Annotated in this window: 11 protein-coding genes; 3 read left to right on the top strand and 8 right to left on the bottom strand. The window is 65.8% G+C overall.

Annotated features, from left to right (window positions below; all coding sequences use genetic code 11):
- Positions 1-20: 20 nt before the first annotated feature.
- The 6 genes from F3087_RS46310 to F3087_RS40190 all read right to left on the bottom strand — a co-directional run bounded on the left by F3087_RS46310 (position 21) and on the right by F3087_RS40190 (position 7,945).
- Positions 21-2,363 carry a hypothetical protein gene (locus F3087_RS46310; RefSeq protein ID WP_191094382.1) on the bottom strand — a complete coding sequence of 781 codons (2,343 nt, stop codon included), beginning with the start codon at positions 2,361-2,363 and terminating at the stop codon, positions 21-23.
- A 104-nt stretch (positions 2,364-2,467) separates the two neighbouring features.
- The gene (locus tag F3087_RS40210) at positions 2,468-4,996 is read right to left on the bottom strand and encodes an ATP-binding protein (RefSeq protein ID WP_150407419.1); all 2,529 of its coding nucleotides are present in this window, start codon (positions 4,994-4,996) and stop codon (positions 2,468-2,470) included.
- A 5-nt stretch (positions 4,997-5,001) separates the two neighbouring features.
- A complete protein-coding gene (locus F3087_RS40205; protein WP_191094381.1) occupies positions 5,002-5,472 on the bottom strand; it encodes a hypothetical protein in 471 nt (156 codons plus the stop codon).
- The gene (locus tag F3087_RS40200; RefSeq protein WP_150407418.1) at positions 5,469-5,735 is read right to left on the bottom strand and encodes a hypothetical protein; all 267 of its coding nucleotides are present in this window, start codon (positions 5,733-5,735) and stop codon (positions 5,469-5,471) included. The genes F3087_RS40205 and F3087_RS40200 overlap by 4 nt, the downstream gene beginning before the upstream one ends.
- A 20-nt stretch (positions 5,736-5,755) precedes the next feature.
- The gene (locus F3087_RS40195; RefSeq protein WP_223885714.1) at positions 5,756-6,757 is read right to left on the bottom strand and encodes a conjugal transfer protein; all 1,002 of its coding nucleotides are present in this window, start codon (positions 6,755-6,757) and stop codon (positions 5,756-5,758) included.
- Positions 6,758-6,823: 66 nt separating this feature from the next.
- Complete coding sequence (locus F3087_RS40190) at positions 6,824-7,945, bottom strand: GAF domain-containing protein (protein ID WP_150407417.1); 1,122 nt, start codon at positions 7,943-7,945, stop codon at positions 6,824-6,826.
- Between the two features lie 329 nt (positions 7,946-8,274).
- Between F3087_RS40190 and F3087_RS40185 the strand changes: the two genes are divergently transcribed.
- The 3 genes from F3087_RS40185 to F3087_RS40175 all read left to right on the top strand — a co-directional run bounded on the left by F3087_RS40185 (position 8,275) and on the right by F3087_RS40175 (position 10,499).
- Entirely contained in the window at positions 8,275-8,781 is a 507-nt protein-coding gene (locus F3087_RS40185) for a hypothetical protein (protein ID WP_150407416.1), read from the top strand.
- A 48-nt stretch (positions 8,782-8,829) separates the two neighbouring features.
- On the top strand, positions 8,830-9,717 hold the full coding sequence (locus F3087_RS40180; RefSeq protein WP_150407415.1) for an ROK family protein: 888 nt from the start codon (positions 8,830-8,832) through the stop codon (positions 9,715-9,717).
- 65 nt (positions 9,718-9,782) lie between these two features.
- Positions 9,783-10,499: a MerR family transcriptional regulator gene (locus F3087_RS40175; RefSeq protein WP_150407414.1), complete on the top strand. Its 717-nt coding sequence runs from the start codon at positions 9,783-9,785 to the stop codon at positions 10,497-10,499.
- Positions 10,500-10,503: 4 nt separating this feature from the next.
- Here F3087_RS40175 and F3087_RS40170 read toward each other — a convergent pair whose 3' ends face one another.
- Positions 10,504-10,884, bottom strand: a complete 381-nt coding sequence (locus F3087_RS40170; RefSeq protein WP_150407413.1) for a PH domain-containing protein — start codon at positions 10,882-10,884, stop codon at positions 10,504-10,506.
- Between the two features lie 2 nt (positions 10,885-10,886).
- Positions 10,887-12,320, bottom strand: a complete 1,434-nt coding sequence (locus F3087_RS40165) for an amidase (RefSeq protein ID WP_191094380.1) — start codon at positions 12,318-12,320, stop codon at positions 10,887-10,889.
- Positions 12,321-12,394 lie beyond the last annotated feature (74 nt).

Here is a 12,394-nt window from a genome sequence, read left to right as displayed (position 1 = left end):
GCACAGCGGTGCCGGAATCATCAGGGTGGTGGCGCAGGCGCCGAGTTGTATCCGGTTCTACGCACACCGGTCATGGACAGGTCGTCCGACGCGCCCTCGGAGATGGCTCGCTGGAGCCGGGTGATATGCCGGTCGGCGGCCACCGAGTCGAGCGTTCCTTCCGGCATGCTCAACAGATTCGCCATCGCCTCGACCGCGTCCTGCGCGCGCTCGTTGCCGATCCAACTCATCACCCGTTGTGCTTGCTCTCGATCCAGCGTGACGCCGCCGACTACCCCGGTACCACGGCCTCCGGCAATATTGCGCAGATTCTCCAGCATCGCGTCTGTCGGGTTGGCCATGTACGTCCGTGCGAGCCGTTGATGTGCCGTACTGATCGGCCACGCTTGGACATTGCTTGCCCAGTCGGCCACCGTGCTCTCGACCATCGCCAGACGATACGGATCGCGACCAGGACCCTTGATGAAGTAGTCCATCGCACTGACCGCGTTCGACACCGGACCGAACCGGAGCTGCTCATCCTCGGCTCTACCCATCACCTGGCTGTACGCGGCGTAAGCGCGCTGGTTGACCTCGGGCGAGAAGCCGTTCATATGCAGTCCTGCCCATAGCTTTTCGATCGGGATATTGCCGTCCTTCCGCATGCCGTCCAGTACCCCTATCGCGCCTCTGGCCGTATCGAGGCCGCCGCCGCCGATGATCGACATTCGGCGGCGGTTGCCGACAATGGAATTGCCCACCTGGAACTTGGTCGGATCGGCGAACGCGCGGCGCGCCGAATCGACTATCTGTTCATGGACCCAGTAGGAGACCTCGTATTGTGGGCCGATCTTCGACCACGCGGTCATCTGGGCATCCCACCCCGCCTGCCCGAGCCGCGACTTGTACTTGAGCGGGTCGCGGATACCGAGGAGGCGCTCGACCGGCGTCGAACCGCCGACCGCCTGACTCGCGGCGAGCAGGGTCAACAGCCCGAGACCCGAACTATGGCCGCCCCCACTCGATCCCATGCCGAGCGCGCGCCCACCGCCGCCACTTCCGCCACCTCCGCCGCCACCTCCACCCCCGCCGCTGCGGGTATTCGGTCCCTGCGCCTGCTGCGAAATCCGGTTCGCTATCCATTCCGAGGCACCTTTGAAGCGCTTTCCGAGTTCGCGTAACTGGAAGATCGCGACCAGCTCGACGAACGCACCGATCAGCAGCACCTTCATGACGCCGTCGTCGCCCGCCTGAGTGAATACATTGCCGATCAATATCAGGTAGCCGCCCGTGGCGATGGTATAGCCCCCCACCTTCGCGCCCGCCATGAAGACGTCGACCACACTGCGTATCAAGAAGGTCTGGGTCGGCCCGTAGATGTACCCGCCAGCGACGAATCCGAGAATCGCCAAGAAGGAGTGATACACCGCATCCAGCACGGCCTTCATCAGCTTGAGGCACAGGTACACGGCGAACAGCAGCAGAATTCCGCCGCCGAACAACAGCGCGAAGCCCGAACCGAGCTGTCCGACCGTGGCGTGTCGCATCGCTGCGACGGCCTGGGGGTCCTGACACGCGACTATACCGTTGTGCACCATTTTGTCGTTGCCCGCGGCGATCCCAGCGGTCCACGCCGAACCGCAGGCCGGCCGCGCGTCGATGACGTGCCCGAAGTTCCACACCTGCAAGGGTTTACGCACCCACTGGTCCGCCATCTGGGTCTGCATGGTGGCCACCAGTTCGTGCGGATTCGGATTGTTGTCGCCGTTCAACCCGGCGGCCACCGACAAACCCATGTCACGTCCCTGCGCCACCACCCCACCCGACGACAGCGCGTTCGCCAGCGGCTCCGCCAGGAACACCGGCCCGAACACTGCCACGGCGAACATCGTCACGATCTGCGACGTCGCCTTGGCGTAATATCCACGCACTACGAACCAGCCGACGAAGAACGCGCCGATCGTCACGCCGGTCGCCAACATCAACGGCGTCGCGAGCTGACTGCTGAAGCCCTCCGCCGCCCCGCGCAACGGCTTACTGAACATGTCCAGCCACTGATAGCTCATCACGTAGCCGATCAGCCAGATCGATGAGGTGACAATCACCAACCACCCCGCGAATTCGAGATTGATCAGCGTGGAGAGCACGATGCCCGCGGGGTCGAGCAGGCTGCCCGAGTCGCTGGTGAAGAAGTAGCGCGATACCGGCACGCCGGAGGTGTCCCGGACATCCATCCAATTCAGTGCACTGTTGCCGCCGGCGTTCGACGGGATCGATGCTCCGGTCTGCGCGGTGGCGACCGCGCCGAGGACACAGGGGAACACGATCAACACGAAGACCGCCGCGACAAGCCGCACCGTCCAGCGCCGGCGTCGGGTCGCCATCGCCCAGGTGCGGCACCTGAGGAACAACACACCCGGTCGCCAGCGCGCCGGGTCCCACAATTCGAGTTGCCTTGCGTCCAAAGGTCTCTCGCGTGCCGGAATCGTCATCGCACGCCCTGTTTCTCCAGCGTCGAACGGGGGAGCTTGCTGACGACGGCGGGGGTGCTGGTGATCACCGCGCCTCGGTCGGCACGCGCCGGGCCGAGCACCTTGCCGCGGCCGATGCGGCTGAGCGCGTCGCGCATGAACATCTCGCCGCGCCGTTCCTCCGGTACCTTCCGTCCGGGGCCGATCGGCGGCGAGGTGTCTTCGCGCAGCATCGGCAGCAGGAACGGCGATTCCTTCAGATCGACGCCGAGCCACTCCAGGCTGTTACGCGCCAACGTTTCGTCACGTTGACGGAACACGAACCGGTTCGGGATCAGATTGTGCGCCGCACCGTGAAAGTCGGTCGCCGGATCATGCGAGGCCAGTCCGATGGCGGCCAGGTGCTTGCGGCCGTCCCGGCTGAAATCGGAGGTCACCGCGGCGCCGACCGGCGTCCGGGTGAAATGGTGCGCCTCGTCCCCGACCAGCAGGCCGAACCGGCCGTTGTCGACCAGAAACGCCTCCCGCGCCGCGACGCCGATCAACTCGTACAGCGCGGTGCCGAGCCGCTTGGTCAGCGGCAACCGGCTGTAGAGGTGCGGTGTGGTGAGCTCCTCGGCGGAGGGCAGCGCGACATTATGGCTGCGCACCACGGTCGCGGCTGCGTCGAGTCGCAGCGGCGGCAAAGTCATGTCGAACAGCACCGGCACCCGATCCACGATCGTGCCGAGCCGAGCCGCCAGATCCGCGTACTCCGCGGTGCTCGGATACTCGGCGGACAACCGCCGGACCACGGTGAACAGGTCGAGCAGGCTTCGAATGCCATGCTCGGCAATGCCTTTCGGGGTCAGCAGGTTGCTGGCGACCGCGCCGGCGCCCGCGGTCGGCGAGAGGTCGAGCAGCGGCAGGACCGAGTCCAGAGCCCGCTCCCCCGCGACCTTGGGGTCGAACATCCGCAACGGATCCAGCGACACCGTCGGATCCGCCAGGTCGATGATGACCGCGTCGTCGATCGCGGACGCGAAGTGTTCCCACTCGCCGACCTGGCTGCGGTCGATAGCCAGGAATTGGCCGCCCATGTCATGCACGAGCACTGCCATCAATTTCAAGAAGTAAGACTTGCCCGAGCCCAGCTCGCCGGTCACCGCGAACGACGCGGACATATCGTGCAGCGCGGCTTCCATGATGCCGAAGTGGATCGGCTCGAACTGACCGGACAACAGATTGACCCCGATCACCGGACCGGTGTCGTCACCGATCTGGTTGGTGATGAACGGGACGAAACCGGCCCACATGTCCGAGGGGATGATGTGCGCGAAGTCGTCGAATGCCCGCCGCCGCGGACTGCCGGGAATCAGCATCGACCACAGATCGACCTGCGCACCGACCGGCGCGACCAGCTCGACCTGGAATCGCTTGTACCGGCGCTTGATCTCGCTGACGGCCTCCAACGTCATATCGCGAGACGGCCCGCCGACCGCGATCACCGTCGTGAACGACACCTCGGATTCGCCATCGTTGACTTCGAAGTGGTTGTTGTACTCGCCGAGCATCTGTGCCTTCGACATCAGCGTGTTCTGCGCGAAGGACACTTCCTTGTCCCGCTGTTCCATCTGCTCGCCCAGGCGGCGCAGGCTCAGCTCGTTGTTCTTCAGTACCTGTTCGGCGGGGCGCGCCGATACCCGCATACCCCAGTCGACGGTGATGCCGGTCATGCCCTCCAACCCGCTGAGGAATTCACTGCCACCGGGAAAGGCCATCCCGGAGTACGGGAACGAACGTGGGGTGAGCATGGTCTGGTACGACGGTCGCTGCTCGAGCTCCGGCTGGACGATCTTGACCACCGGCACGAACGACGGCCGAAGTCGCCGTTTGGAGTCGGTCTGGGCGCCCTCGTCCAGCGCGGCCGAACCGAACACCGCCGCTGTCGCGTCGTCCAGCGCGCCCGGGCGCGTCGGCGCCGCAGGCTGGCCGATCGCGCCGCGGGAAAGGAAGTGCTCCCACAGCCACTGGAACAGCGCCGCGGGCACCGGAACCGGATCGAAGTCGCCACCGATCCGGGACAGAATCTTGTTCGCCTGGGTGTCATAGGTGTCCAGCTCGGCCCGCGAGATCGCCATGGCGTCGACGGTCGTGTTCCGGCCGCGCCACAGCCGCGACACCGCGGAGAAGGCGAGATTGGTGGTGCCCACCGGCATCGACAACAGATAGATACGGGTCTGCGGCATGATCGCCCGGACCCGCTCGAACGACGCGACCACCTCGTCCGCGTAGTCTTCGTGCTCGTCGAGGTCGACACCCTCGACCATCTTGGACAGCACGTCCAGCGTATTGAGATGGGCCTGGATGCCGAGTAACAACGAACCGTTGGGCAGATTGTTGATCAGCGCGTGGTGCGCCGCTTTGACATCGAACTTATCGCCGGCCTTCCGCAAGCCGTACCCGAGCGGATTGATGAAGTAGGTGGCAGTGACCAATCCCGCGCGGGTGAACTGGAGGTTGCCCCGGATCGCCGCCGTCGGCTGGAGGTCTCGTCCGAGCGTCATCGGTGCTACCCCGCGAACTCGGTGCGGTGGCCGTTCCCGTCGACCGGGCCGGCCCCGTTGGCCGACGATACCGCGACATCGTCTGCGGAAAGCAGTAGCACCACGGACGGTTCGATCAAAATGGTATGCCGGATCGAATCCGTCTCCAGTGGAATACCCGACGCGGATACCGGTTTCCGATAGCAGACCAGCCGGCCGAGCCAGAACGCCCGCGAGGATATCCGGATACCGGTATACGGCACGCGACCGACGACCAGCACCGTCAAGACGGTCAGAATGACGCCGATCGCGAAGATGAACGCGGGATTCCCCGGCAGGTTCATCGCGCATACCGCAGTGCCGAGCATCAATACCACCGCTACCGCGATCTGCGGCAACGTATAGGGACCGAACGGAATACGGTCCCCGTTCTGCAATTTTCCGACAACGATCGGAACTCGTTTGATCGGCGTGAAAACCTTGATTTCTTGGATCATCGGTAGCCTCCGATCGGATGGTCGGGAACAATCGTCGAGAAATCGCTGCGAATGTAGTTCACCATCGTCGGCAGCACGATGAAAACGATCGCCGCGACCAGCGTGCCGGCCAGAATGCTCAATGTCTTGAGCATCGACATGTTCTCTTTGCCCTTGCCGACCTCGCTGAACACCGCCCACATGCCCGCGATGGCGATGCCGATCAAGCCGAAGGCACGGAAGTACATCATCACGTTGTACAAAACGGCGCCGGTATTGTTCATGGGACGCAACCCTTCTCGTGCTACTTCTGCACCGGCGGCGGTATCTGCACCGTCGGCGAACGCGTGGTGGTGGAGACACCGGCCGGGCCGGCCGAGTCCGGCTTGCCGCCGACGACCGCGAGCGGATTCGTCAGCGCCGGAACGGGATCCACGGACGCCACCTGCCACTGCCCCGCGCTGCGCACCATCGTCAGTGGGTAGGCGAGCGTCGTCGCCGCTTCGTTGTTCCGCTTGGGGTCCACGGTGGCCAGCACCTTCGCCGTCGAACCGCCGGCACCGCAACCCGCGTCGTCGGCCAGCACCGTGACCGAATCGACCCCGGCGAACGGCGCGGGGCGCAGTGCGCTGATCCCCGCCGCCGATGTCGTATAGCGCGACACGTCACCGGTGCCGGTGAGGAATGCGGCGAGAAAGCCGGAGGCGACCTGGGTCAGCGGCGAATCCTGTGCGCACGGCGTGGTATACGTCAGTGCGAGGACCGGCGCCCTGGCCGGCGGCTCGACCACCGAGGGCAGTGCGATTGCCCGCAGCCTGCCTTCGATCACCGACACCGATACCCGATAGAATTCGCGGGTGGTCCCGGTCGTCGCGCCGATCGTCGCGACCCGGACCGAAACGGTCACCGACCATATCTCCACACCGCGATCCGATAACGCGCGCGATACATACACGACCATTGGATCGGAGACCTCCCGGGCGACGGCCGGTAAAGTGACGCGCTGCTGGGTCCCGAGATATTCCGCGATCCGATCCTGTTGTCCGGTAACCGAACTCAAATATGCGGTGACGAACTCTTCGGCAAACGACGTCGCCAGATATGCATGCCCCACCGTCGACGCCGTCGCGGCGCTGGTATCACTCGGCGTATCCGAGGAAACCAAATCGAAGATCGCCCGGCCGCCGCCGAGCACCGCGAGTACGACGAGCACCGCGACCGATACATTCTCCCGCCGGCGGCGCGCGGCCATCCGGTGAAGCAAAACCTCACCCGAATCCCGCTGTTTGCCGACAATAGTCCTCACCATCGAAATCGTAGAGAGCGCCGCCAGCCCCACCTATCCGGTATTCCCACCAGTGGTGACAATGGGTCACCAGGTCGGGACGCGCTCCCGCCGCCCGGACGAGCGGCGCAACTGCTCGTCGTAGCCGACCGGCGAACTGAACTCCGGCAGTGGCACATCCACACCGTGCCCGTTCGACGCCGGCTCGGTGTCGTCCACACGCGCGAACTCCGCGATGGCGATTTCTCGATTCGCGTATCCCGGATACGGATAGAGCAGCATCGACGTCAGGGTGTATCCGCCGTCGTAACCCAGCGCCCGGACGGTGACCTCGGCCGCCTCACCCGACATCAGATGCTCACCGGCCGCGGCGAGCCGCTCGCGATCGTCGGGGTGGAACACGTCCACCGGCCGGAACAGATAGTCCCACCGGATCCACGGCACCGGATCGGTGAGCCAGTGCGAAATGCTCGTGTGCTCGACCTGGACGACGGCCAGGTGGGTACCCGCCCGGCGATGCGCCTCGCGTAATCCGGCCCGCTCCAGAGTCATCCAGGCCGCGGGTGCGTCCGCCGAGGTGACGTCCTCGATGAGCAGCCACGCTCCGCGGGTACGGGCGTCGTCGCGGGCGCGCAGGGTGATCCGCCACCGCCCCGGCCGGCCGGATCCCTGGGTCACCGCGACATCGAACTGCAATTTGTCCCCCGCACGGGGGTCGTAGAGCAGGTCGAGGACCTCCGCGTGCCGGTCGAACGTCGGCGCCCGCTGGAACAGCTCGGCGATGGACATGGTCGGCACGTACTCTTCCGCCGCGAGGCCGGTGAGGCTGGTGATACCGCTCGGCTGCTGCAAGGTCTGGGTGCCGAGGTCCCAGATCGCGCCGGTCGCCGGGCGCACGGCCGGAACCTCAGCACTGCTGGGCCCCAACCACATTCGGACCGCGTGTACGTCACCCGCCAGCCCGAAGACGGGGCGTCCGAGCAGTTGATGCGGACCCGAACGGGTCGGGATGATCAGATCGAGGTCTTCGGCCCGGTCCCGCACCGCGCGCACGATATCGCAGACGCCGACCGCGTTGAGATGGTCATAAAGCGCGGGCGTCTTCGCGAACAGCCGTTGCAACACCCGTTGGCAGCCGGCGAAACCGCGCGGCTCGTCGCCCACTGCCGCCACCGACAGGACGCCCGGCGTCAATGTCTCAACTGTCACCCACGGAATCACAAGCTCCAGTCCCATCGCCGAGCCGCACCTGCGCGGCTGAGCCGACCCTCTGGAACACCGCCCGAGGAGGTGGCGCCCGTTAACCAACATACCGTTACTTAACGGTCCATTCAATAGGTTTAACTCGTCGATAGCTCAACATTGAATCGGTCACACGCCCAGTTACCTGCGGAAAGTCCGTCGATATATCGGAGTAGTACATTACATAACGGTCCATTAATTAACAGCCTAAAAGCTTGCTGAAGCCCCTAACGTGAGCTAGCGTTCGAAGTACCAGTGGTGACACTGGCCCTCCCAGGGACTGTTGAGCAGCCCTGATGGTTGCCCCCGATCATGGGCATGCCGCCTCCAGGCGTGCCCTCAGCATTCCCGGAGTTGGCATGACCATTTCAGAGCTGTACCCATCGCGCGCGCGGCACTCGACCCAGGCGAGAGGGTCCACCAAACCCGCGCGCAAGCCACCCTGCGCCGATCACCCGGACGACTGGGATCTCGACACCGGTACACCGGATTCGTGGCGCGAAGCCATCCGAATGTGCGCCGACTGCCCACTTTTCCGTCAGTGCGACCAGCTGGCGCAGAACCTCATCAGCCGCGGCGACAGCCCGCGAGCGATGATCTGGGCCGGCATCGCCTACGACAACACCGGCAAGGTCATCGAGAACCTGGATCGTCATCGAGCGACGCCGCTCGATCATCGGCGACCCTTGCAGATCATCCGCAACGGACCCCGGCCCGTCCCGGCCGCGCCGAAATCGGCCGCGCCGCACCGCCATCTGATCCTCGGGCATCCGCTCGTCCATTCCCACGCAGCTGAAGCTTGAGGTCGACGTCCCGATGCAGAATCGAACCCAGTCGGCGGTGCGGCGCCGATGACTGTGCTTGCGTTCGAGATCAATGGCTCGGGTTTCGCCGCGGGCCTGGTCGGCGCGGAAGATATCCAGCGGCTTCCGGCGGCCGCCGGCGATCCATGGGCCCGCTGCCGGGAGCTACTCCTGGAGGTGGCCGGCGGCATCGAGATCACCGCGGTCGGCATCGCCTGCCAGGGTCCGATAGACATGGGCGCCGGAATTATTGCCCCGGCCGATATCCGCGAGTGGCGGGCGGGCTTCGACGTCGCCGCGGCGGTGCGCGACCTGTTCCCCGCCGCCTCGGTCCATGTCGCACTGGACGGGGTTTGCCTGGCGCTGGCCGAGCGGAACTTCGGCGGCACCAACGACACCGTCGACGCGCTGTCGATCAATGTCTCGGATCGAGTCAGCGGCGGCATCATGACCGGTGGACTGATCGTCGCCGGCCGCACCGGCAACGCCGGGCATATCGGACACGTGCTCGTTCCAGGCTTCGACGAAACGTGCGTCTGCGGTGGTCATGGCTGCCTCGACGCGGTGGCAGGCGGACGGTCGGCGGTGAACTGGGCGCGCGAACGCGGTTGGTCCGGCGAGTCCGGACAGGCACTGGTCGAGGCCGCCCGGCTCGGCGAGCCGATCCCGATCGCCGCGCTCGGCCGGGCCGGCACCGCACTCGGCCGGGCCATCGCGTCGGTGGCCGCGTTGCTCGACATAGATCTCGTCATCGTCGGTGGCACGCTCGCGCAAGCGGGCCCCGAGCTGTGGAAGCCGCTCGGGGCAGAGATATCCGCGCACGCCCGGATGGCATTTCTGCCCGGGTTGCGGGTGGTGCCGTCCGGGCTCGCGGAACTCGGGGTGCTAGCAGGCGCCGGATTACTCGCCATGATGGGAACCGGCCAGACCGAATGATCGATGGACCCGCGATTCGTGGCAGCTCGAGCCACGGTCAGCACAGAATGTGATTACCTTGTCGTATGGCCGTGCGCTTCGAATACACGATTGACCAGCTTGCACAGCAGGCCGGCACGACCGTGCGCAGCATCAAGGTCTACCACGAGCGCGGGATCCTGCCGCCCCCGCAGGTGCGGGGTCGCCGCGGATTCTACGGACCCGAACACCTCACCCGAGTGCGCACAATCAGTCGCTTGCTCAGTCATGGCATAAAGCTCAACGGCATACGTGAATTGCTGAACGCCGTCGACCGCGGCGACCAGCTCTCGGACATCCTCGGCCTCACCGACCACGAATTGACCGCAGATACCCGGATCTCGGCGGCCGAACTCGCCACGCGGTATGCCGATGCGCCGAACGGCCTGGCCCGGGCCGTCTCGCTCGGCCTGTACGAACCGGTCGACGCGGTGACCTATCGAGTGGTCGATCCGCAGCTGATCGGACTCGCCAATCAGCTTGTCGCGGTAGGCATTCCGCTACCGGAGGTGCTCGACGAGCTGGCCGGGATCCAGGCGGACTGCAACCGGATGGTGCACCGGCGCATCGCTTTGCTGCATCGAATGGCATTGTCCCCGTTCGATGACGAGACACCCGCCGAGGACCAGGCCGAACCCGGTCCGGACGCGGCGGTTGTCCCGCCCGATCTCGGCACCACGTCGATCATCGAACTCGCCACCCGGTTCATCACGCACCGCTTCCAGAGTGAAACCAGCACACACCTCGATGAGCGGCAGCCCTGATCGATTACTTCGCGACGAAGCTCGCGAGGATTGCCTGCACCTCGTACACATCGACTTGTTTGCTGAATCGCTTCTGCAGCAACGGCTGTGCCAACCCCGAGATCCAGACGGTGAGTTCCGCGTCGAGGTCGAATACGCCCGCCGTCTCGACGGTGAAGTGCACGATCGCGCGATACGGGATGCTGTGATAGCTCACTTTCTGTCCGGTGATCCCCTGCTTGTCGATGAGAATGAGCCGCCGGTCCGTGAAGAGGATCATGTCGCGGATCAATAGGTACGCGGCGCGCACCTGTTCGTCGGCGACGAAGAGTTTCGCGTATTCCTGTTGTGCGGCAGCCGAATCGACGCGGCCCGCGTTTCCGATCAAACCGTCCAGAAAACCCATGGTCACCCCTTCTTCGCCGGAGTCGAACGGACATCGGTGCGCGTGCGCCACGGCCGCGCCTGCTCGAGCGCGTGTGCCAGACCGAGAACGAGATCGTCCCGGCCGAAGGGCGCGACGATGTGCAGCCCGATCGGCAGCCCCGCATACATCCCGGCAGGCACCGACGCGGCAGGCAGCCAGCACGCGTTCGCCAGCCCGGCGCAGGACGCGGCCCGCGGATCGACGGCTCGCACCTCGCACCGCGTTTCGTCCGGCCGCACCTCCGGCGCGACACCTGCGGTCGCCATCGTCAGTAACACATCCACCTGGGTGAAGAGCGTCGCCACCCGCTGTTGCAGGGCGGCGCGCTGCATCTGCGCCTGCGCGTAGCTCGCGAGCAAACCACCGAGTCCGGCCACCTCGCGGCGCTCGAGCACGTCCGCCACGAGTGCCCGCACACCGGGGCCCAGCTCATCGATTCGCTCCGGCACCAGGCCGCGCGCCTCGAGCATCGCGACCAGCCACATCCCGGCCGGAAACGAAACCAGCGGCAGGTCACCGACATAGAACTCGGAAACCACCACCTCGGCGCCGACTGCCGCCACGACGGCTTGGGTGGCGTCATAGGCGATTCTGCGGACCTCCAGATCCAGTTCGGAGTAGCCGAGATCAGGCGCCCAGCCGACCCGGAGACCGGACAGATCCACCTGCTCGACCCGTTCGGTGTACCGTTCGCCGCTGCGCCCCAAGGATTCCCGGTCCACCGGATCCGCCCCCGCCGCGACCTCGAGCAGTTGCGCGACATCGCGCACCGTCGTAGCGACGACACCCATGCCGCGGAGGTCGCCGCCGTAGGTGCCGGGGGTCAACCGCCCGCTCACCGGCAGCAGCCCGCGACTCGGCGTGAACCCGACAACGCCGCAGTACGCGGCGCCCGTGCGCACCGAACCGTCGAAATCCGAAGCGATCGCGAACGGCACCAGCCCGGACGCGACAGCGGCCGCGCCGCCGTTTCCCGGCGATCGGCGAGGGTCCCATGGATTCTTCGCGGCCACACACGTGCCGTGCTCATGCCAGCCGAACTCGGTGACGACGGTCTTGCCGATCGGAATCGCGCCCGCCGCGCGCAGGCGGCGCAGACACGGCCCTTCGACCGAGGCCGGCTTTGCCGCCCAGAACAGCGAACTGCCGTGCCGGGTAGGCATGCCGAGGCAGTCGTCGAAGTCCGCGATGCCGAACGGCACACCGGCCAGCGGGAGCCGGCCGTGCCCTGACTGGACATTACGGTCGGCCTTGCGGGCGGCACTGAGCGCCCCGGCGACATCGATGTGGGCGAAGGCGCTCGAAGTCCCGTTCGCCTGCGAGATTTTACCGAGACTCGTCTGTGCAATTTCGAGGGCGGAGACCCGTCGCTCCCGAACGCCGGCGGCGAGCTCGACCGCAGATCCGAATCGCATTGTCATGAAATCCGTTCTCTCCCAGAGCTGGATGCGAAGATGTGATCCCCGCGCGGGCGGGGCCCGGCGTGACG

The organism is Nocardia colli, assembly GCF_008704205.1.
GTDB classification, from domain to species: Bacteria; Actinomycetota; Actinomycetes; order Mycobacteriales; family Mycobacteriaceae; genus Nocardia; species Nocardia colli.
Note: the sequence above shows the minus strand (reverse complement) of the source record. Positions and strands in the feature narration are given on the sequence as shown.

Bases quoted from the DNA above. Each gene is read 5' to 3' on its own strand.
- F3087_RS46310 (WP_191094382.1), bottom strand. From the start codon at position 2,363: ATGGCGACCCGACGCCGGCGCTGGACGGTGCGGCTTGTCGCGGCGGTC.
- F3087_RS40210 (WP_150407419.1), bottom strand. From the start codon at position 4,996: ATGACGCTCGGACGAGACCTCCAGCCGACGGCGGCGATCCGGGGCAAC.
- F3087_RS40205 (WP_191094381.1), bottom strand. From the start codon at position 5,472: ATGATCCAAGAAATCAAGGTTTTCACGCCGATCAAACGAGTTCCGATC.
- F3087_RS40200 (WP_150407418.1), bottom strand. From the start codon at position 5,735: ATGAACAATACCGGCGCCGTTTTGTACAACGTGATGATGTACTTCCGT.
- F3087_RS40185 (WP_150407416.1), top strand. From the start codon at position 8,275: ATGGTTGCCCCCGATCATGGGCATGCCGCCTCCAGGCGTGCCCTCAGC.
- F3087_RS40180 (WP_150407415.1), top strand. From the start codon at position 8,830: ATGACTGTGCTTGCGTTCGAGATCAATGGCTCGGGTTTCGCCGCGGGC.
- F3087_RS40175 (WP_150407414.1), top strand. From the start codon at position 9,783: ATGGCCGTGCGCTTCGAATACACGATTGACCAGCTTGCACAGCAGGCC.
- F3087_RS40170 (WP_150407413.1), bottom strand. From the start codon at position 10,884: ATGGGTTTTCTGGACGGTTTGATCGGAAACGCGGGCCGCGTCGATTCG.
- F3087_RS40165 (WP_191094380.1), bottom strand. From the start codon at position 12,320: ATGCGATTCGGATCTGCGGTCGAGCTCGCCGCCGGCGTTCGGGAGCGA.